Here is a 21,196-nt window from a genome sequence, read left to right on the forward strand (position 1 = left end):
TTGTTGATGTTAAAAGTATTTATTGTCCCGTTTCATGTGAAGGGATTAGAAAATTCCATAATGCCTCCGGAGATCGGAGGCGCATATGTCACCTGTTATTCACAAGGAGATACCTACGTTGAAGCGGTGGAAAATATTTTAAAGAAATTGGCTGAGGATGGGCTTCATCCTGAAGAAATTCTTGAGCCTGTGCATGAGATGGATGTGGATTCATGGGATGATCACGTGAAAGAAACTTGGCCGGACTATACAAATAATTTACCTAGACAATCTGAGTTTGCAGAATCTATTGGTGCTAACCAAGTTGTATACGGTCCGTTCGGGTCTTATGACTCAAAATAAAAGATGCTGCTACGTAGTATTTAATTTTGTTGTTAGTTTTGTATTGAGAGGATATTCAGTTTCGATGGGGAGTAGTCTTTTGACTGCTTCTAAGCTGTTTTTTTCTATAAGAGAATGAGCCTCTTCGGCAAGTTCGGTGACTTCGGTAATGTTCTGAACCCACTTATTCACATAGAGTGGTACAGCTTCATTAGTTAGCCCAATCTGAATAGCTCGATGTTCCAAAGGCTGTAAATGTAAATCCCGCTCTGGGTCCCATTGGATACGAACGGGAGTTGCTTTCTTAATTTTTAACCATTCTTCTTTGTCGGTATAGTTTTTTGCTTCATGGCTAAGTAAGCTATGTTCAAGCGCCCATTCAAAACCTTCTCTAGAAATATCAATTGCCAGAATACGATTCTGCCCGCTGTCTTTTTTACCCCATCCTGAGCGATACATCATCCAAAGAAATGAGGGTTTAATCCAGGTCATGCGTTCCATTTTAAATGGTGGTGATTTGAATGTGCCGTGCTCAAGTGCTGAGTCGGCAATGGCATCACTGTAAGCTTGATAAACACGAATAGTTTTATCGTCATAAACGGCGCGTATCTGGCGGGTTGGGATCTCCATCACTTTGCTCCCGCCCGTGCTGAATCCCAACGCCGAGTCTGGTACTTCATCACCATGCCTTCGAGCAGTTCTTGAATAACTTGCTGTTCATCCTGATTTAGTTGCTCAATTGCCTCAAACAAAAACTTCATCTTCTCGCTAGGGCCACGGTCACTGGCTTCAAACACGAGTTCATCAAGGCTGACGTGTAATGCCTTAGCCAATTTGATAAGCCCTTCTAAGGTGGGTTGAGCCGCCCCTGTCTCGTATCGACGTACTTGGTTGATATGCATCTCAGCAGCATCGGCTAGCCCTTGCTGCGTTAAACCTTGTGCTTTGCGTATCTGAATCAGTCGAGTTGGGAAGTTCATGGGTAATAGCCAGATAATGGAATTGCCCATAGCTTAATCCTCCGTTTATATTAGGTATTGCAATGATACCCGTTAAAAAAATCATCGGGGTCAGGCCTTACATTTTACATTTTAAGGGAAAGCTACTAAGTTTAAAATATAGGGGTCAGGCCTTACATTTGACATCCCGACGAGGAGTGCTAAGTTTTAGATGAATTGAAGCTTCGAGGTGCCTCTTATGGCTCGCCCTCTGCGCATTGAATTTTCAGGTGCTTTGTATCACGTCACCTCTCGTGGTAACGCACGGCAGAATATATTTCTAGGGGACGATGATTTTGAGTGTTTTTTACGGCTCTTGGCCGTTGCCTGTGATCGCTTTCATTGGTTGTGTCACGCCTATTGTTTGATGTCGAATCATTATCACTTGCTGATTGAGACACAAGCGCCATCCTTATCCAAAGGCATGAAATACCTAAATGGCACCTATACCTCGGCATTCAATCGTCAGCACCAACGAGTAGGGCATCTGTTGCAGGGGCGCTATAAGGCTATACTGGTAGAAAAAGACGCCTATTTATTAGAGCTGGCAAGGTATATTGTATTAAACCCTGTGCGGGCTCACATGGTGCGCTCGGCGCGCGAGTGGCCATGGAGCAGTTATCGAGCCACCGCCGGTCAAACAGCGGGGGCAAGAGCGCTAACGACAGATTGGGTGCTAGGAAACTTTGGCCGTCGCCGAAAAGCTGCGGTGGAGAGTTATAAGCGCTTTGTCCAAGAGGGTAAAAATCAGTCTTCACCTTGGGAAGAACTAAAGAATCAGGTGTATCTTGGCTCAGACGAGTTTGTCGACGACGCTCAAGCTAAGATGAATCCAGATCAATCCTTGCTGGACATTCCAAAACCGCAAAAGCTCAGCCCACCCAAGCCGTTGGAGTATTACGTTGATCTGTACAATGACCGAAAAGAGGGCATGTCAGCGGCATATCGCAGCGGTCACTATACGCTATCGGAAGTTGGTGACGCGTTTGGGGTCAGTTACGCAACGGTCAGTCGCGCCGTAAAGAGCTTTGATTAAACAGTGTCAAATGTAAGGCCTGACCCCGATACTCCTGTAAGGCCTGACCCCGATACTCCTGATACTATTGATAGTTATGGGGTAAATGGGAGGCCCTCGGAAGCGTCCGGCGCAATTCGTGAGTTTCGAGATGAGAATTCTGATTTTGACTTTGAGGGCCTAGATGTTTTACACCGAGCAGATGTTTGTATAGGTGGAGACCCCACTTGTATTAGCAGAGCTGGCGACAGTGGTGTAAATAGATCATTAGGTACCCAAAATAGTAGACAAACAGATTCGGTTAGGGATCAATTAAATGCTGTTGATCCGGATGACACTCCTACGGTCCGAGTAATTATTGAGAACAAGGCGGATGATTGATGTTTTTTGAAAAATACAGCTTCACAGGCCCTACCGGATTACCTGTGCCTAAGTTTAGTGGTTTTGCACGTGGTGAGCCATGGGGCAAAATGAATTCTGGTTTATATAGTAATGGCCTTGTAACCATTGTGGATCAAGACTTTGATGATGGCTTTATGGCAAGCTGGTCTTGGCTTGTAGGGGATAGGGCTTTATTGATCGGATTCTTATGTTGGGGCGATTTTTTTTATGCTTGCTCTAAGGAAAAAAAATTCTTTATTGTGCTGGCCGACCAACAGAAACGTTTTGCACTGGGTAATAGTTTGTCGGCAGTATTTGATAAAAATATCGCCTCTCCCGAATTTGAGGAGCAGATTGTAAGACCAGATGAATTCAAAAAAGCCGTTGTTGAGGCGGGGCCACTTGAATATGGGCAGTGTTATATTGTTGATCGGGGATCAAGTCTGCGAGTCAGGAAAAAAGTTTCAATCTTTTTAGATGTGCTAGGGCAGACGGGTTCACAATTGCAATAAATAATTGCTTGGCGTCCTGTCCGCTGTCCGAATAGGCATGGGACGTTAATTTTTAACCCCAATTTTTATTGGGGTTGCTAAACAGAAATATAAGAAAATATAGGGGTCAGGCCTTACATTTGACATCCCGACGAGGAGTGCTAAGTTTTAGATGAATTGAAGCTTCGAGGTGCCTCTTATGGCTCGCCCTCTGCGCATTGAATTTTCAGGTGCTTTGTATCACGTCACCTCTCGTGGTAACGCACGGCAGAATATATTTCTAGGGGACGATGATTTTGAGTGTTTTTTACGGCTCTTGGCCGTTGCCTGTGATCGCTTTCATTGGTTGTGTCACGGCTATTGTTTGATGTCGAATCATTATCACTTGCTGATTGAGACACAAGTGCCATCCTTATCCAAAGGCATGAAATACCTAAATGGCACCTATACCTCGGCATTCAATCGTCAGCACCAACGAGTAGGGCATCTGTTGCAGGGGCGCTATAAGGCTATACTGGTAGAAAAAGAGTAAGCGCCAAACCAACCACCCACTATACGAATCAATCCTAGGCCAGTAACCTCCCAGCTTTCATCAATAGGAGGTTCACATGAAAAAGCATCGCAGCCAATCCGACTGGCTGACTCTGATCGAGGAGTTCGAGCAAAGCGGATTAACTCAAGCCAAGTTCTGTGCCGAACGTGGGCTCAACGCTAAATACTTCAGCCTGCGACGGACAAAGCTTAAAGCTCGTCCTGAACCAAGTAGGTTTTCCCGAACCGTACTGGCCGAGCCTAAGCCGTCCGGTGAGGCAACGATACACTACGGCTCTGTCGCGGTGAAGCTTCCCGCCGGCGATGTGGACACTATCGCACAACTGGTCAAGGCTTTGGCTGCATGATCCAGTGGCCGGCAGATATTAAGGTCTACCTACACCGCGAGCCGGTAGACTTTCGCAAAGCGATTAACGGATTAAGCGTTATCGTTCAGGATGAGATGGCGATTTCGCCTTTTGATCCTGCGCTGTTTGTCTTCTGCAACAAAAAGCGCAGTCAACTTAAGGTGTTGTACTGGGATGAGACGGGTTTTGCTCTGTGGCAAAAGCGCTTAGAGCGCGATAAGTTTAAGTGGCCCAAGCGCTTGCCGGAAGATCCTGTGGTACTGGATCACGAACAGTGGCAATGGCTCTTGCGCGGGTTTGATATCGCTCAATTAAAACCGCATGAAACGCTGTTTTACCGAGACGTTCGTTGATGAGTTTTGGTAAAATAGCGGCATGTCAGAAATCGCACCGCTTGAACACAAAATCAAAGAGCTTGAAGCGCAACTTGAAGAACAAGAAACGCTTTTAAAAAGCCGTGCGAGTCGCATCAGCACCCTCGAAGAACTCATTAAACAATTTCAACGCAAGCAGTTCTCTGCCAGCAGTGAAAAGCTCTCTAAGGATCAGCTCGATCTAGGGCTGTTCAATGAAGCCGAATCGGCAGAGAAAGGCGAGGCGAGCGAACCCGCTGAAGCCACACAAGAAGACACCATTGATGTCCCGTCTCATACTCGCCGTAAGCAACCACGGGTCAGCCTACCGGCGAACCTTCCGCGTGAAGAGGTGTTGTATGAGTTGCCTGAATCCGAGCGGGTGTGCCCGCACGATGGCGCCGAGCTAAAGGCTATCGGCACTGAAGACCACGAGCAACTGGATATCATCCCCGCCCAGGCCAAGGTGATCGTCCATCGGCGCCAGAAGTACGTGTGCCCTTGCTGCGAAAAGCACCACGTCACCGCCACCAAACCCAAACAGCCCATTGAAAAAAGTATCGCCAGTGCAGGGCTGCTCGCTTATGTGGCTACCCAGAAATACTGCGATGCACTGCCACTGTACCGCCAGAGTGAGATCTTTAAACGCGCCGGGTTAGCCCTGGACCGAACCAACCTTGCCAACTGGATGATCCGTTCGGGGCAGCTGGTGCAGCCGCTGATTAATCTCTTGCATGACAAGCTGTTAGCGCAGCCTGTCATCCACTTGGACGAAACCACCGTACAGGTTCTCAACGAGCCAGGGAAAACCGCTGAGAGCCAAAGCTACATGTGGGTGATGGGCAGCTTCGCTGCCAGTCCCACCGTGCTGTTCCACTACGCCGACTCCCGGCGTCAGTCGGTGCCGCTGGATTTACTCGATGCGAGTGTGGGTGCCATCATGGTCGATGGTTACGAAGGCTATGGAAAAGCGTGTACAGACTACCGCATCACCCGCTTAGGGTGCTGGGCTCACGCCCGGCGCAAATTCATGGACGCCAAAACCGTCCAGAAAAAAGGCAAAGCTGGCAAAGCCGATCAGGGCTTGGCGCTCATCCAAAAACTGTACGCCTTAGAAAAATCCATAAAGGATCAGCCGCCAGATGAGCGCTACCGAAGGCGGCAACAAGAGGCGAAACCCGTCATCAACAAACTGCGAGCCTGGCTGGAAAAAAGCCTGCCTAATGTGCCGCCGCAAAGCGCGATCGGCAAGGCATTACTCTACCTGCATAATCAGTGGGATAGGCTTGTCCGCTATCTGGACGGCGGTGCTTACCCGATCGATAACAACCGGGCAGAGAATGCCATACGTCCGTTTACCGTGGGGCGGAAGAACTGGTTGTTCTCTAATAGCCAGGCCGGTGCCAATGCCAGCGCCAATCTTTATAGCTTAATCGAAACGGCCAAGGCCAACGGCCTGAATCCGTATGATTACTTGAAAGTGGTTTTTAAAGAGCTGCCCAATGCGCAAAGTGTTGAGTCGATCGAGGCGCTACTGCCATGGAACGCTAGCATCAAGTTAAACCAATCATAACCGGGTGGTTGGTTTGGCGCTTACGATGAAGACGCCTATTTATTAGAGCTGGCAAGGTATATTGTATTAAACCCTGTGCGGGCTCGCATGGTGCGCTCGGCGCGCGAGTGGCCATGGAGTAGTTATCGAGCCACCGCCGGCCAAACAGCGGGGGCAAGAGCGCTAACGACAGATTGGGTGCTTGGAAACTTTGGCCGTCGCCGAAAAGCTGCGATGGAGGGTTATAAGCGCTTTGTCCAAGAGGGTAAAAATCAGTCTTCACCTTGGGAAGAACTAAAGAATCAGGTGTATCTTGGCTCAGACGAGTTTGTCGACGACGCTCAAGCTAAGATGAATCCAGATCAATCCTTGCTGGACATTCCAAAACCGCAAAAGCTCAGCCCACCCAGACCGTTGGAGTATTACGTTGATCTGTACAGTGACCGAAAAGAGGGTATGTCAGCGGCGTATCGCAGCGGTCACTATACGCTATCGGGAGTTGGTGACGCGTTTGGGGTCAGTTACGCAACGGTCAGTCGCGCCGTAAAGAGCTTTGATTAAACAGTGTCAAATGTAAGGCCTGACCCCGATACTCCCCTGGCTCCATGCGCTGAATTAACAACTAAAGCCATGGGATATTGTCGAGCCGGCGTATCGAAAATGAAAACACAATGTAAATAGCGCTTTACCGGTGACACCTACGAAAACTTACCAGAAGGACGAAAGACATGCAAAACCTCACATGCGCTCCCCCACCTAAAAGCAAAGATTCCTTATGCAGTTGCTACAGGGAAATTGGCGCCAATATGACCCTATATAGATATGTATATTTAGCTCCTATATTATTAATCATACTATTATCGGCATTTGGATATAGCATTGAAAGATCGGAAGCTTTGCTAGCTTTTATAGTCCCAATATTAATTCAATTTTCAATATTAGTTATCAATATAAATAAAAAAATTGACATAATATTTGAGCTGATCTCTATCGACAAAACAGAATCTTAAAGGATTAAAAATGAAGAAGGAAGCTGGTTCATCACTCTTTATTAGGGTGGTTTTTATAATTCTTTTAGGTGGCGCATCGGCATATTATATCATTAAAACTCCTGACAACACCAATAAGGATAGTGACACATCCTCACAAGCCGACAAAAAATCAGCTAACATTATCGACCACCTTAACACTCTAGAAAAAAATTTAGAAAAAGAAATAAGAACAAGTAGAAAAAATAATTATTTTGACGATTTTAGCTATAATGAAAAGCTCAAAATGGAGAGTCAATTAAATAAAGAAGCAGTCAAAAAGCACAACCTTAAAACCATGTCAGGAATAAAATTATACCGCGTGTTAAAAAAAGAGGGATCAACATAAGCAATGGCTTACATAAACGAATTCTTAGTGAAAAATTAACCCTAGATGACTGGAGATATATTAATTCACATATAGAAAAACCTTAACTCACGAGGAAAAATTTAAGCTTGAGATATCAGGATCAAAAGAGTATTCGGAACTTAAAGAACGTATTGAAAAATTTAATCATTTGACAGGGCTTTTTTATGGGGATGTGATACTGCAGTCGACAGCCGCCTATAGAGGATCCAAAAAGAAAGACATAATTGATATAATAAGGACTGGCGCCACACTTCCAAATAATGCACTACAATTAATGATCGAAGCCGATAACATAGACTTCGCCATTGAGCTTCAAGAAGAAGGAATATTTCCAGAGGTCGATTATATAAACGAATTCTTTAGCATGAACCTAATTGAAATACACGCAGATAGGTTCACAACAAATCCGTACTCAACAAATGCCGAAAAAGAGCTAAAAAACCTCAAAAAACTGATCGACTTAGGAGTTAATATCAAAGAGAATGACGGGACTCGAGACGCACTTGACATTGCTCTTTTCGCGGCAACTAGGCAAGAGAAAGATCAAGCGGAAAAAATACTGAAATACGCATTAAAATTAAATGAATTCGGAATTTATTTGCAAAGCAGTCATAACTCTCTAATCGATGAGCTGGAAAAACGTCACCCCCACCTACATAAAGAATATACAAGCAATCTAAATTAACTATTAGCTGTATTAATTCCGGCACGGAAAATCATCGGGGTCAAAAATCATCGGGGTCAGGCCTTACATTTGACATCCCGACGAGGTGTGCTAAGTTTTAGATGAATTGAAGCTTCGAGGTGCCTCTTATGGCTCGTCCTATGCGTATTGAATTTTCAGGCATAACTGCTCTAAGAATAGCGGGGGCATATATGGTCCTCTCTGTATTGCAATATAAATCTCTTATGATCGTAAAAAGGTTGCCTCCATATATCCGGCCTTTGGGTAAGGCTATTAAAATCTTTAGTCCTGATGGACGCCGCGCTATCTGTCTTATTGAATCATCGTTTTCTTGCGGCAGGCGAGCCTTATAAGTTTTGCTGCTTTTCCGCTCGCCTTTTTAAGCGCCACTAAGAGTGGTGCTGATCTTAAAAATCCATCGGAGAAAAAATTACGGGATTGGCATTGGGCGCTCACGCTATCTATCCTCTGCTTTAGCTTTATTGAGCCACTAATTATGGGCTAGGGCGTCTTATAAAAACCAGCTATTGGTAATCGTTATTGTTTGCATTTGCATTTGTCTGGTGCCACAATATCTGCCAATTTTACTGTGAGGCGGTGGAGAATTTATGCAGAAGTCCGTGTTGGCGCAAATGTTGAGTGGTGTTTTGATGTTGCCTGCCTTGAGTGCAGCGACCGTTTTGGCGGAGGATTCTTTAGCGCTAGGGGTCGAGGAGATGATCATTACAGGTGTGCGTGATGACCGTAAAAGCAGCGGTGCGACCGGGCTGGACATGGGTATTTACGAGACGCCACAGTCGCTGACCATTATTGATTCTACCGTTATTGACGATTTTGCTCTGTCGGACATCAATGCTCTGCTCAAGATGACAACCGGCATCAACGTTGACTCCACCGAGACGGACCGCACCTATTACAACGCGCGTGGCTTTGACATTACCAGCATGCATATCGACGGCATTGGGATGCCTTTTGGGTCGTTAGTGGTGGGCGATGTCGATACGGCACTGTATGAAAAAGTCGAAGTTATTCGGGGTTCCAATGGCCTTATTACCGGGCTGGGTAACCCTTCGGGCACTATTAATTACGTGCGCAAGCGCCCAACTAATGAATTCACAGGCTCGGTAAAGCTTACCGGGGGTAGCTGGGATAATCGCCGGGCGGAATTGGACGTCTCCACGCCTTTAACGTCTACCGGCTCGTGGGCGGCGCGCGGTGTGCTGGTGGCTCAGGAAAAGGACAGCTGGCTGGACCATTACAACAACGAGCGTCAGCTCGGTTATCTGGTGGTCGATGGTCAGTTGACCGATGATGTGACTCTCGCCGTAGGTTATAGCCGTCAGGACAACAACAGCGAAGGCGTGCTTTGGGGCGCCGTTCCGGTTATTTACAGTAATGGCGAACAGGCCGATTACGATGTTGCCACCTCGACAACCATGGACTGGACCTACTGGGATACCTTAACAGATGAAACCTTCGTGGAGCTGGGTTGGGAGATAAACCAAAACTGGCGCCTGACCGCCTCGGCTATGCATACCGATTACGAAGAACATTCCGAAGTGTTTTATATTTATTGGAATGAGGGGTTGGATGCCGATACCGGACTGGGGCTACTTAGCTATCCCGGCAAGTTCGACGATGAAAAAGAGAATTTAATTTTAGATGCGAACCTGAGCGGCCGCTTTATGGCTTGGGGATTGGAGCACCAATTGCAGTTGGGGGTTAGCTCGGCCGATAGTGATTCGCAATCCTATGCTCACGATGCGCTGTCTGGCTTTGTGGCCATGCCTGCTTTCCCAGGTTGGACCGGAGCTGAGGTTGAGCGCCCAATCTGGGATACCCCTTACCAGTCAGCTCATCAGGACATTCGTCTCGATCGTATTTACGGCTCTTTATTGTTGGCCGTTAGCGATAATATCAACCTGATTTTGGGGTTGAATATGGTCGACTACAGCAATGAAGGTGTCAGTTATGGGGTACCGACCGATTCACAAGAAGATGGCAGCAGCCCTTATATTGGTTTTACCTGGGAGTTGGCTGATAGCCTAAATCTTTACGCAAGTTATAGCGATATTTATCAGCCCCAGTATGTGTTGGGTGAAGACTTGCAATCGCTCGGCTCTGCCGAGGGTAAAAGTTACGAGTTGGGTTTAAAGAAAAGCTTTGCCAATAATGCGCTGGTAACTTTGGCACTGTTCCGCACCGAACAATCCAATCTCGAAGAGTTTAAAGAGTATGGCGATGGCGACGGAATTGACGATACCGATTATAGCGATGATTTTGACTACTCTATTTACCGTGGTATTGATGTTGAGTCGCAGGGTGTTGAGCTTGAAGTGGCCGGTTCTATCACCGACCAAATCTCGGTGCAGGCCGGCTACACCTACCTGGAATTGGAAGACCCCAACGGCGATGATGCGCGCACGTTTATTCCGCGCAATAGCGCCAAGTTATTGCTGACCTGGAACCCCTCGGCAGTGCCTGACTTGGCAATGGGTGTGTCTACTCGCTGGCAAGATGAGGTTTACTTTACCTCTGGGTACGGCCGCATTGCCCAAGATTCCTACGCCGTAGTCGGTGGTTATGCACGCTATCAGGTAACGGATAACTTCACTTTGAATGTGAATCTCGATAACCTGACCGACGATAAATACTTCAGCTCGGTAAAATACGAACAAGCCTACTATGCCGCGCCGCGCAGTATTAATGTCTCGGCTAGCGTAAGCTTTTAACGTAATCGTTTAACGATACATTAATCTTATCGGGGGCATAGTGGCCCCCGCCTTTGTTTTGAATGGGGTAAGCCGTGAATAAATCACTGTTTAAAATACATAGTTGGGCGGCGCTCTTTGCGTTTATACCACTTTTGGTGATTTGTATTACCGGCAGTTTGTTGGTGTTTAAGCACGAGATTGACTCGCTGCTGATGCATGACAAGGTTCGGGTAGAGCCGCAGGCGCAGCGCGCACCGCTGAACGCGTTGCTCGAAACCATTAACCACCAACAACCCAACTATGAGGCAGTGGGCTGGGTGTTATTTCAAGATGACGCGCGGGCCGATGTGGTTTACGTAATGGAGAAGGGCACTAGCGAGTGGTCCTACCTGTTGCTTAACCCCTACACCAATACCTTGCTGTCGACACCGGTCCCTCACGATCATTATTTTACCGACTGGTTGCTGGAGCTGCACTATACCTTTTTGCTGCACGATGTTGGCTTGTTAATTACCAGTGTTTTTTCCATCGCACTGTTATTGTTAGGGCTTACTGGGTTTATTTTGTACCGCAAATTTTGGAAAAACTTTTTTACCTTGCGCTGGAATGCACGCATGGTGGTGTACTTTTCCGATATGCATAAAATGGTGGGTATTGTCAGTGCGCCAGTGTTGGTGATTTTAGCCTTTACCGGTGGCTGGTGGAATATTGCGGCGTATTTGCACGAAATAGAAGAGCACTCCGACGGCCATGAGCACCATGTCATGCAGGAGCGACTGTACAACGACACGCTTTCACTGGATGCACTGGTGGCCGAGGCCGAACAAAGCGTGGACGGATGTACCGCTACTTATTTGTCACTGCCTTGGGAGCCGCAAGCGAATATCACCGTGTGGGGTGAAGTGCCAACCGGCAACATTCTCGCCAGCCAATACAACAGCACAACAACATTCGATGCCCAAACCGGCGAGAAACTGTCCAGTTACGATATTCGCGAGGCAGGTTTAGGCGCTCGCATTATTGACACATACACCAGCCTTCATTACGGGGATTTTGCCGGTTTGTTTTCGCGCATTATCTGGGCTGTGCTGGGCGCATCACCGTTAATATTATCAATAACGGGTATTACTTTGTGGTTCAAGCGGCGTAAGCAGCGCGCCAGGGCGAAGTTGAAACGTCAGCAGGCGCGACAGGCAATTCCTGCTGGGTAAGTATTACCAAACTGTTCTCGCCACTCATAAAAGCGTAGTGATGGTAAGTATTTTCGACGGCGGCCTCACGCTGCCGTATTCTTTTTCTGTATTGTGTTGTGCTGGCCTCATCGAGGTTGTCACGGCTTTTGCCCCAAGCGTGACTTCAGCCGCACACGATCAACTCAGTGCTGCGCAGGCCTTATAAGTTTTTCAGTATTGGGGTAGAGAGAGCTTGATAGGCAGTATTGGCAATAAACTTGACGGTTTATTGGCCTGTAATCTCTGATTTAATACAAAAACTCTTTTAGAGGTAAGGCTTATTTTGTCAAAGGCCCATAGTAACCAAGGGTGTCTGTCGGGCTGCTGAGGTTATAGTCTTCCATCGAATGTTTTGTCGTTTTCATGAGTGTATGGCATAATTCAGTTCCCAAAGGGAAGTTTAATGAAATGGAATTTTCAGATTTTTTGTCAGATTATCCCCATTTCGAACTCACTGTCTCACACCTTAAGAATTTTGGTGTGCGATGCCTATGTTGTTAATTTCTTACTTTGGGAGAGCCTATAGGTGTTACTTGCTATCTATAAAATTACAACGGAGTTGTTTTATGCCTTTTAAAAAATCTTTATTACTGGTTGGTTTGTCGAGTATGTCATTACTTACTGCATGTGGCGGTGGCGGCGGCAGTGAAAGTTCAACTGCGCCTGTCACAGTGACGCCAGATGTCGATCCAGTCGTGACGAATAATGAGCCTGCGCAGGTAACTGATAAGTACGATACCGTTAAAGGGTTATACGATGCGAGTCGGGGAGAGAATAAGCAGTATTATTTTATCGGTGCTGATGGAGTTTTGACCGCATACAACTATTTGGGTGATGGCGTTGATGCTGGTGATAACTGTTACCGGGAGTCTACTGCTGAGGAAACTAATGGTGGTATTAGTGGCGTAACTTTAGAAGCCTTGGATTCGGGTGATTTTGTGATTAACGTCGGTGGCACTGGCGTTACTTTGGAAATGACCGGCGATGAAATCACTAAGATCCGTACAGCAGGAATTAGTGTCGGTGGGTCTATGAGTATATCACTTAACGGCATTTCAATTAGTATCACTCCTGATCGGGCGACTGACCTTAGCATTGCCGATATTGAAAGTATGTTGTGTCAGTAGTTAACTCTATTTGTGGTGAGGGTAAATAAGCTCGCTCTTTGAATGGCTAAAGTCGAGCGCGATTTAAAGTGGCGCCGACTTTAGCCTGCAAAGGCCTTGAGTCTCTACACTTTAGTCTCTACATATCCCAACACTTACAACTTGAATAGGCGCCGGTGTTGTTAATGTAAACATGGCAGCTTTTTTCATGACGATTGTCTCTCTATAACCGAACTGTCAGATGCACTTTTCTGTCATCGGCGGTAGGGTGGGCTCCGGCGACAATCATAGCGCCACTGTCATTCCCTTTGATCTTGTTGGCGTAATGGTTGACAGCTTTGCAGCTTTGCAGCTTTCGGCCGCCTTCAAAGCCATTTTTTTTGACAGGGGAATGGTTTCTGGTGCTTTCCAGTTGGGGCTAGTGTCTAGGTAGCCTGCTTGAGCTGGCATTGTTAAAAAAGCACAGCGAAAAGAGCTAATAACTTAGTTAAGGGGTGCATAATGTTCTCCTGATAAATGTTGGCAGCCCGTTCAGGAGTGCCCCGAGCGGACTATAATGTATGACTTACTGGTTCACTTTCTCGATTTTCCAGGCCCCTTTAAACATAAGCATTACCTGGGGCAACCAAAAATTCATCGTCTTTGTTGTTGGGGTGAATTTTAAAGAAAGTTCCTGAAGCCGCGCCATTTCCGTAGTAACCATCGGCTATTTTCGTTTTTTGTGCTGAGACCCAAAATACCGTGTCAATATAGTTGTAAACATGGAGCGTTACGTCTTTGCCACTGGCGTTGAAAATCACCGCGGAATTTACTGACTTGAGAAGACTTTTCACATCATCTCTCGCGTCCTTATAAAAATCATTTAAGTTTATCTCTGCTTCCAGTTCTGCACTCATAATAGATTCCTTTTTGGTAGATGTAGGTGACACGCTCCATTGCGTGTATAAGCATCTTAAGTGGTGAGAGGGCTGTGAAGCCTTTGATGAATTAATCAAGACCTTTGAAAAATTGAGTTTTTTACGATACAGAGACTCTACAGTAACTGGAAGTCTACCGCTGTCTGTCCAACTCATAAACTAAGGGATATTTTATGAGTGGTGGTAAGCCTTGATATAAAATTATCGAATCTAGCCATTGCTGTAGGCTCTCGAATTTAAAAGGTGGGGCTCGGTAAAAAGTGGATAAATACAATTGTGCGAGTATTTGTGCTATTTAATGTCAGCGGTTTATAGGGGGCGCTGCTGGTGATTGGGTTTGGTTTTAATGTTTTTAGTCGTTTGTCTTGGCTTCCCTTTGGCCGTCCATGCTTGGCTGTACTCCTTGGCGCTTTTAAGTATTGTTGTCGGCCGTAATATGGGCCTGTCCCAGCCTTAGCGCTACTAGCTTGATGAGGTTCCCACAATTTATGCCGCTTTGTCTGCAAACGCAACTGGCGTTTAATCCACCGTACCAAGCGTTTTGCCAACCTTTTCTGTGCTTTTTTGTTTGCGCTGCTCCGCAATCCTAGACTCCTTCCTGCTCTATTTTGCTGTTATCTAGCTTACAGCTACTGCTAAGTTAGGCGAAGTTTGTTTTAATATGCTCCTGTCCGGCACCGTGCCGGTGGCAGCGCCAAACGGGGGGAATATGTCAGAGCCGGGATCGAAAATTAACCAGTTATCACTCCAGGGGCCGCGTATTGTCGTGGCTATGGATTATCAAAATGCGGACGATTGCCTGCGGGTTGCGCATCAGTTGTCGCCTCAATTATGTCGATTAAAAGTCGGTAAAGAGTTGTTTACCGCTTGTGGACCACAGCTGGTTGAACAGCTGATGACGCTTGGTTTTGATGTGTTTCTCGATTTGAAATTTCACGACATTCCCAACACTACAGCAAAGGCGGTACGCACAGCGGCCGAGCTTGGTGTGTGGATGGTGAATGTTCATGCCAGTGGCGGCCGGCGGATGATGTTGGCTGCCCGTGAGGCGTTGACGCGATTTCAATCGCCACCGCTCCTGATTGGGGTGACGGTGTTAACCAGTATGGATGCCGACGATTTAACCGAAATTGGTATTCAACGCTCGCCCGAGCAGCAGGTGCTTTATTTGGCCGATCTTGCCAAGCAGGCAGGCCTTGATGGTGTTGTGTGTTCTGCGCGTGAAGCTGCTGCGCTAAAGCAAGCTTGTGGTGCAGGATTTACGCTTGTGACTCCGGGCATTAGGCCGGTTTCGGCCGAGCAAGGAGACCAGCGTCGAGTTATGACGCCAGCGGATGCGATTGCCGCCGGCAGTGATTATTTAGTAATTGGCAGGCCAATTACTCAGGCTGCCGATCCGATGCTGGCGTGTCGCGAAATTTTGGCCGACATTGATGGAGTCTGTGACGATGTGTAGTGAATCTAGCGCTACGGTTGTGACTATCGATGGCCCGTCGGGCGCGGGGAAGGGCACCTTAAGCCAGCTGTTAGCGCAGCGTTTGGGCTACCGCCTATTAGATAGTGGCGCGCTCTACCGTTTGGTTGCCTTGGCCTCTATGAATAAAGGTATTGCTGCTGACGACGAAGCGGCATTAAGCTCTTGCGCGAGCACGCTCGACGTTGAATTTGCCCCCGCCGATGGCGGTGTTACCGTGCTGTTGGAGGGCGTTGATGTGACGATGGCGATTCGGCAAGAGCATGTCAGTATGCGTGCCTCTGAAGTGGCGGCGGTAGAGCTTGTGCGCGCTGCACTATTACAGCGTCAGCGCGATTTTGCGGTAGCCCCTGGGTTGGTTGCCGATGGTCGCGATATGGGCACTACGGTTTTTACTGGTGCGCAATATAAGTTTTATTTAACGGCGAGTGCCGAGGCGCGGGCTCAGCGCCGCTATCAACAATTGTGCGAGCGTGGTGAATCGGTCGATTTAGCTGTCCTTATTGAGGACATTCAGGCCCGAGATGAGCGCGATCAATCGCGTGCTACGTCGCCGCTGCGCCCTGCGAGCGACGCGCATGTTGTCGATAGTACCAATATGACTATCGAGCAAGTGCTCGAACAGATGCTGGCTACTATCGACGCTTAACTTCAAAAGCCCTCCTTTTTATTGTCAAGTAACTACATGTTGGTGCGGAACATGCTTGCATGTATGTAGTTGATGTAGTGAGCGCTTGTGATATTAAGGCAGATGTGGCGCTTCAAGTTGGTTGCGGCTAGCCTGGAGGTAAAAATAGCGAACAATGATGAATTTTTTACAAATGGCTTTGCCGCTGTGCAAGATTATTTGTAGTGCATAACTTGGGTTGAAAATAGATTACTCAACAATGGAGCAAGACGTGAGTTTACAAGATCTGACATGTTTTAAAGCTTATGATATTCGCGGCAAGTTAGGCGAAGAGTTAAACGAAGATATTGCCTACCGTATTGGTCGAGCTTACGGCCAGTTTCTTAAGCCGCAAACCGTTGTGGTGGGTGGGGACGTGCGTGAAACCAGCGAGTCCTTAAAAGCCGCCGTAGGTAATGGCTTGCGCGATGAAGGTGTTGATGTCATCGATATTGGTATGGTGGGCACCGAGGAGGTGTACTTTGCCACGAGCCATTTGAACGCAAGCGGCGGCATTGAAGTGACCGCGAGCCACAATCCGATTGATTACAATGGCATGAAGCCAATCCGTGAAAACTCTAAACCAATCAGTGGTGATACCGGCCTACTCGATATTAAGCGTTTAGCCGAAGAGGGCGAGTTTGCCGCTGTTGACCCAAGCAAGCGTGGCCAACTTGTGCAGCAAAGCACCCTTGATGCTTATATAGAACACTTGCTTGGCTACGTCGATATTGATCAGCTTAAGCCTTTTAAAATAGTGGTTAACGCAGGTAATGGCGCCGCAGGCCATGTGATCGATGCGATTGAAAAACACCTGCCATTTGAATTTATTAAAATCCATCATGAGCCCGACCCAACATTCCCCAACGGTATTCCCAACCCGCTGCTGATCGAGAATCGCGGCCCAACGCGGGATGCCGTATTAAAGCACGGCGCCGATTTGGGTATTGCGTGGGACGGTGATTTTGACCGTTGTTTTTTCTTTGATGAAAAAGGCGAATTTATCGAAGGTTACTACTTAGTAGGGCTTTTGGCGGAAGCGTTTTTAATCAAAGAATCGGGCGGCAAAGTTGTACACGATCCGCGATTAACTTGGAACACGATAGATATCGCCGAGCAGCGTGGCGGCCAAGCGATTCAGTCAAAAACTGGGCACGCATTTATCAAAGAGCGTATGCGTAAGGAAGATGCCATATACGGTGGCGAAATGAGTGCTCACCATTATTTTCGTGATTTCTTTTACTGTGACAGTGGAATGATTCCTTGGCTGCTGGTGACAGAGTTAATGTGTCGTAAGAATTCGACCCTTTCATCAATGATGGAGGAGTGTATTGCGCGCTTTCCATCTCCTGGTGAAATTAACCGCGAGGTCGACGATGCCAAAGTCGCTATCGCCAAGGTGCGTGCTCATTTTGCGGCGGAAGCTTTGGAGATTGATGAAACAGACGGTGTCAGTATGAGTTTTGCGCAATGGCGTTTTAATTTGCGTATGTCGAATACTGAGCCGGTGGTACGCCTAAATGTAGAAAGCCGTGCTGACCGAGCTTTGATGCAAGCAAAAACTGACGAGATTCTTGCGTTACTTGATAGTTAAACTCAATGTGAAATGAAGTAGGAGGAACGGATGCAAGTCAAAAAAGCGGTAATTCCTGTCGCCGGATTGGGTACACGTATGTTGCCTGCGACTAAAGCCATTCCTAAAGAGATGTTGCCGGTTGTCGATAAGCCGCTGATTCAGTATGTGGTTGATGAAGCCGCCGCCGCGGGTATTAAAGAGATCGTGCTGGTTACACATGCCTCGAAAAATTCCATTGAGAACCACTTTGATACCAGTTTTGAGCTTGAGGCTCAGCTAGAGGCTCGGTTAAAACGCTCGCTGTTAGAGCAAGTAAAATCTATTACTCCTCCGGGCTTGACGGTAATCTCGGTGCGCCAATCTGAGGCAAAGGGCTTGGGGCATGCAATATTGTGCGCTAAAGCGGTAATTGGTGATGAGCCTTTTGCTGTGCTGTTGCCCGATGTGTTGGTGGACAGTTACGAGTGCGACCCAAGGCGTGATAATTTGGCAGGTATGGTACGCCGGTTTGATGAGACTGGCGCCAGCCAGATATTGGTTGAAGGTGTGCCTTGGGAGTGGGTGCATAAATATGGTGTGGTCGATTGTGGCGGCGCGGATATCGGTGCTGGTAATAGTCATAAAATTAATGCCATGGTAGAGAAGCCGCCTTTAGATCAAGCCCCTTCTAACCTTGCAATTGTTGGGCGTTACATACTGTCGGCTGCGACCTGGGATCTGCTAGAACGCACTCAGCCCGGTGCTGGCGGTGAGATTCAGTTAACCGACGCGCTGGATAAATTGCTTGAGAGAGAGCAGGTCGAGGCTTACGAGTTGATCGGTAGAAGCCATGATTGCGGCAGTAAGACAGGCTACGCCATTGCAAATATTGCCTACGCTACCCGTAATAAAGAAGTAGGTGAGGGCGTTAAAGAGTATATCCGTGCTACTTATTGCAGCTAGTACTACCTGTCGCGGCTAAAATTGTGCAGCTTATCTGTACCGCAAAGCGCTTTCGGCGGTGCTTTGCGGTAATATTGCTTGCCAATAGTCATTCTCTCTGGTAGCCTGCCCGACCTGCTGAGACCCGTCGTAATTTTGCGACCTTAGTAGTAGCAAGCCGTTGCTCGCCAGTGTAAAGAGCGGTTTGCCTTAATCATCCATCAACCCGTATGTCTGGCCTTACGGTTTGCTGTAGGAGCGTCGATTTACAGATCGCCCGCAGCATTTAAATAGGTATTTTGTGACCATGAGCGAAAGTTTTGCTGAGTTATTTGAAGAGAGTTTAAAAACCGTCGATATGGTGCCGGGCACCATCGTTACTGGTGTAGTAATTGATATCGATAAAGATTGGGTCACTGTACACGCCGGCTTAAAATCCGAAGGCGTTATCCCTGCAATCCAGTTCATCGACGAAAACGGTGAAGTTAAACTGGAGATTGGTGATGAAGTACAAGTTGCACTAGAAACCGTAGAAGATGGTTTCGGCGAAACCCGCCTGTCACGCGAGAAAGCCAAGCGCGCAGAAGCTTGGAAAGTGTTGGAAGCAGCACACTCAGCAGACGAAGTGGTTAAAGGTGTTATTAACGGTAAGGTTAAGGGTGGTTTCACCGTTGACGTTGCTGGTATCCGTGCTTTCTTACCAGGTTCGTTGGTTGACGTGCGTCCAGTACGCGAAACCACGCACTTAGAAAACAAAGAGCTGGATTTTAAAGTTATCAAGCTTGATCAAAAACGCAATAACGTTGTGGTATCTCGCCGCGCGGTATTGGAACAAGCTAACTCAGCAGAGCGTGAAGAATTGCTGGCAACCTTGCAAGAAGGCATGGTTGTTAAAGGTATCGTTAAAAACCTGACCGACTACGGTGCATTCGTAGATCTGGGAGGTGTTGACGGCCTGTTGCACATTACCGATATGGCTTGGAAACGTATTAAGCACCCAAGTGAAATCGTTAATGTTGGCGATGAAATTGACGTTAAAGTACTGAAGTTTGATCGTGAGCGTAATCGTGTATCGTTGGGTCTGAAGCAATTGGGTGAAGATCCATGGTTGCAAATCACCGGTCGTTACCCAGAAGGCGCCAAAGTTAAGGCTGTGGTTACCAACCTGACTGATTACGGTTGTTTTGCCGAGCTAGAAGAAGGTGTTGAAGGTCTAGTTCACGTATCTGAAATGGATTGGACCAACAAAAACATTCACCCATCTAAGGTTGTGAATGTTGGTGACGAAATCGAAGTGATGATTCTCGATATCGACGAAGAGCGTCGTCGTATTTCTCTGGGTGTTAAACAGTGCCAAGAGAACCCTTGGGATGCATTTGCTCGCACTTGCGCCAAAGGTGAGAAAATCACCGGTAAGATCAAGTCAATCACTGACTTCGGTATCTTTATCGGCTTAGATGGCGGCATTGATGGTCTGGTTCACTTGTCTGATATTTCTTGGCACGAAGCTGGCGAAGAAGCCGTGCGTAAGTACAAGAAAGGCGATGAAATTGAGACCGTTGTTCTGGCTATCGACCCTGAGCGTGAGCGTATCTCTCTGGGTATTAAGCAGCTTGAAGCCGATCCGTTCTCTGAGTACGTAGCCGAGAACGATAAAGGCGCTGTTGTTAAAGGTATTGTTAAAGAAGTTGAAGCGAAAGCCGCTGTTATTACTCTGGCTGACGACGTAGAAGCTGTATTAAAAGCATCTGAGTTGTCACGTGAGAAGGTGGAAGACGCCCGTAATATCCTGAAAGAAGGTGATGAGGTTGAAGCTAAGATCATTAGCGTTGATCGCAAAAACCGCTCTATCAGCTTGTCTGTTAAGTCTAAAGACGTCGCTGAAGAGAAAGCCTCGATTAAAGAGCACTCTACCAAGCAGACCGAGCAAGCCGCTCCGGCCACTACTTTGGGTGATCTGATCAAGGCGCAGATGGAAGCGAAAGACTAATTCCATCCTTGCTGTAAAAAAGCCGACCTTAGGGTCGGCTTTTTTTTGCCTTTTTGGCCCGCCAATAGATGTGTGGCTACAGAAATAATAGATTTAAGATCAATAGCTTACCTTCCGTTCATTAACTCTCTGTCAAGTATTGCTTCCGTACTAATGTCGTTATAAGCTGAGATCTGCGGCTACGCCTGAACAACAACGTATACGAGAACAGGCCATGACTAAATCTGAGTTGATTGACTACATTGCTGAAAAACAGGATCATTTGCCTGTCAGGGATGTTGAGTTGGCAGTAAAGCTACTTCTAGATTACATGTCAGAAATGCTGGCTGATGGCGAGCGGATAGAGATCCGTGGCTTTGGCAGCTTTTCTTTGCATTATCGTGCGCCACGCATGGGCCGCAATCCCAAAACCGGAGATGCGGTTGAGCTTGAGGGTAAATTTGTACCGCACTTTAAGCCCGGTAAGGAAATGCGTGATCGCGTTAACGAGAGTATTCAATCCTAAT

At 47.2% G+C, this 21,196-nt stretch carries 22 protein-coding genes; 19 read left to right on the forward strand and 3 right to left on the reverse strand.

All coding sequences use genetic code 11. The features are described from left to right. Positions 1 to 6: 6 nt before the first annotated feature. Complete coding sequence (locus GILYN3_RS03940) at positions 7 to 342, forward strand: hypothetical protein (RefSeq protein WP_049721648.1); 336 nt, start codon at positions 7 to 9, stop codon at positions 340 to 342. A gap of 9 nt (positions 343 to 351) precedes the next feature. Here GILYN3_RS03940 and GILYN3_RS03945 read toward each other — a convergent pair whose 3' ends face one another. Beyond that, the gene (locus tag GILYN3_RS03945) at positions 352 to 951 is read right to left on the reverse strand and encodes a DUF4291 domain-containing protein (protein WP_049721649.1); all 600 of its coding nucleotides are present in this window, start codon (positions 949 to 951) and stop codon (positions 352 to 354) included. Further along, positions 951 to 1,331, reverse strand: coding sequence for a helix-turn-helix domain-containing protein (locus tag GILYN3_RS03950; RefSeq protein ID WP_049721650.1), 381 nt, complete (start codon positions 1,329 to 1,331; stop codon positions 951 to 953). The genes GILYN3_RS03945 and GILYN3_RS03950 overlap by 1 nt, the downstream gene beginning before the upstream one ends. Before the next feature lie 187 nt (positions 1,332 to 1,518). On the opposite strand from GILYN3_RS03950, the gene GILYN3_RS03955 reads away from it, so the two are divergent. From GILYN3_RS03955 to GILYN3_RS04020, 12 genes are all read left to right on the forward strand, one after another. After that, on the forward strand, positions 1,519 to 2,355 hold the full coding sequence (locus GILYN3_RS03955; protein ID WP_049721651.1) for a transposase: 837 nt from the start codon (positions 1,519 to 1,521) through the stop codon (positions 2,353 to 2,355). 359 nt (positions 2,356 to 2,714) lie between these two features. Beyond that, a complete protein-coding gene (locus GILYN3_RS03965; RefSeq protein WP_049721653.1) occupies positions 2,715 to 3,227 on the forward strand; it encodes a hypothetical protein in 513 nt (170 codons plus the stop codon). Positions 3,228 to 3,405: 178 nt separating this feature from the next. Further along, positions 3,406 to 3,738: a transposase gene (locus GILYN3_RS03970; protein WP_049721654.1), complete on the forward strand. Its 333-nt coding sequence runs from the start codon at positions 3,406 to 3,408 to the stop codon at positions 3,736 to 3,738. Between the two features lie 76 nt (positions 3,739 to 3,814). Next, positions 3,815 to 4,105, forward strand: coding sequence for an IS66 family insertion sequence element accessory protein TnpA (tnpA, locus tag GILYN3_RS03975; RefSeq protein ID WP_049721475.1), 291 nt, complete (start codon positions 3,815 to 3,817; stop codon positions 4,103 to 4,105). Further along, positions 4,102 to 4,458, forward strand: a complete 357-nt coding sequence (tnpB, locus tag GILYN3_RS03980; RefSeq protein WP_049721474.1) for an IS66 family insertion sequence element accessory protein TnpB — start codon at positions 4,102 to 4,104, stop codon at positions 4,456 to 4,458. Before tnpA ends, tnpB begins: the two co-directional genes overlap by 4 nt. Positions 4,459 to 4,480: 22 nt before the next feature. After that, entirely contained in the window at positions 4,481 to 6,031 is a 1,551-nt protein-coding gene (tnpC, locus tag GILYN3_RS03985) for an IS66 family transposase (RefSeq protein ID WP_049721473.1), read from the forward strand. A gap of 87 nt (positions 6,032 to 6,118) precedes the next feature. Next, positions 6,119 to 6,571, forward strand: a complete 453-nt coding sequence (locus GILYN3_RS03990) for a hypothetical protein (RefSeq protein ID WP_049721655.1) — start codon at positions 6,119 to 6,121, stop codon at positions 6,569 to 6,571. A 459-nt stretch (positions 6,572 to 7,030) separates the two neighbouring features. Then, positions 7,031 to 7,387, forward strand: a complete 357-nt coding sequence (locus GILYN3_RS04000; protein WP_049721657.1) for a hypothetical protein — start codon at positions 7,031 to 7,033, stop codon at positions 7,385 to 7,387. A 295-nt stretch (positions 7,388 to 7,682) separates the two neighbouring features. Further along, positions 7,683 to 8,093 carry a hypothetical protein gene (locus tag GILYN3_RS04005; protein WP_157484850.1) on the forward strand — a complete coding sequence of 137 codons (411 nt, stop codon included), beginning with the start codon at positions 7,683 to 7,685 and terminating at the stop codon, positions 8,091 to 8,093. A gap of 608 nt (positions 8,094 to 8,701) precedes the next feature. Continuing rightward, positions 8,702 to 10,825: a TonB-dependent siderophore receptor gene (locus GILYN3_RS04010; RefSeq protein WP_049721659.1), complete on the forward strand. Its 2,124-nt coding sequence runs from the start codon at positions 8,702 to 8,704 to the stop codon at positions 10,823 to 10,825. Between the two features lie 74 nt (positions 10,826 to 10,899). Further along, complete coding sequence (locus GILYN3_RS04015; RefSeq protein ID WP_049721660.1) at positions 10,900 to 12,018, forward strand: PepSY-associated TM helix domain-containing protein; 1,119 nt, start codon at positions 10,900 to 10,902, stop codon at positions 12,016 to 12,018. Positions 12,019 to 12,605: 587 nt separating this feature from the next. Then, positions 12,606 to 13,166, forward strand: a complete 561-nt coding sequence (locus GILYN3_RS04020; protein ID WP_049721661.1) for a hypothetical protein — start codon at positions 12,606 to 12,608, stop codon at positions 13,164 to 13,166. Positions 13,167 to 13,744: 578 nt separating this feature from the next. Here the strand turns inward: GILYN3_RS04020 and GILYN3_RS04030 are convergent. Next, positions 13,745 to 14,041 (reverse strand): hypothetical protein, encoded by a 297-nt coding sequence (locus tag GILYN3_RS04030; RefSeq protein ID WP_049721663.1) that lies wholly within the window; start codon positions 14,039 to 14,041, stop codon positions 13,745 to 13,747. 730 nt (positions 14,042 to 14,771) lie between these two features. Here GILYN3_RS04030 and pyrF point away from each other — a divergent pair. The 6 genes from pyrF to ihfB all read left to right on the forward strand — a co-directional run bounded on the left by pyrF (position 14,772) and on the right by ihfB (position 21,195). Continuing rightward, entirely contained in the window at positions 14,772 to 15,518 is a 747-nt protein-coding gene (gene pyrF / locus GILYN3_RS04035; protein WP_049722550.1) for an orotidine-5'-phosphate decarboxylase, read from the forward strand. After that, positions 15,511 to 16,185 carry a (d)CMP kinase gene (cmk, locus tag GILYN3_RS04040; protein WP_049721664.1) on the forward strand — a complete coding sequence of 225 codons (675 nt, stop codon included), beginning with the start codon at positions 15,511 to 15,513 and terminating at the stop codon, positions 16,183 to 16,185. The genes pyrF and cmk overlap by 8 nt, the downstream gene beginning before the upstream one ends. A 250-nt stretch (positions 16,186 to 16,435) precedes the next feature. Continuing rightward, positions 16,436 to 17,797, forward strand: coding sequence for a phosphohexomutase domain-containing protein (locus tag GILYN3_RS04045; RefSeq protein ID WP_232305501.1), 1,362 nt, complete (start codon positions 16,436 to 16,438; stop codon positions 17,795 to 17,797). Positions 17,798 to 17,827: 30 nt separating this feature from the next. Further along, on the forward strand, positions 17,828 to 18,721 hold the full coding sequence (gene galU / locus GILYN3_RS04050) for a UTP--glucose-1-phosphate uridylyltransferase GalU (RefSeq protein WP_049721666.1): 894 nt from the start codon (positions 17,828 to 17,830) through the stop codon (positions 18,719 to 18,721). Between the two features lie 286 nt (positions 18,722 to 19,007). Further along, the gene (rpsA, locus tag GILYN3_RS04055) at positions 19,008 to 20,690 is read left to right on the forward strand and encodes a 30S ribosomal protein S1 (protein ID WP_049721667.1); all 1,683 of its coding nucleotides are present in this window, start codon (positions 19,008 to 19,010) and stop codon (positions 20,688 to 20,690) included. A 199-nt stretch (positions 20,691 to 20,889) separates the two neighbouring features. Continuing rightward, positions 20,890 to 21,195 carry an integration host factor subunit beta gene (ihfB, locus tag GILYN3_RS04060; RefSeq protein WP_269745930.1) on the forward strand — a complete coding sequence of 102 codons (306 nt, stop codon included), beginning with the start codon at positions 20,890 to 20,892 and terminating at the stop codon, positions 21,193 to 21,195. Position 21,196: the final 1 nt, after the last annotated feature.

It is taken from the genome of Gilvimarinus polysaccharolyticus (assembly GCF_001187555.1).
Lineage (GTDB): Bacteria > Pseudomonadota > Gammaproteobacteria > Pseudomonadales > Cellvibrionaceae > Gilvimarinus > Gilvimarinus polysaccharolyticus.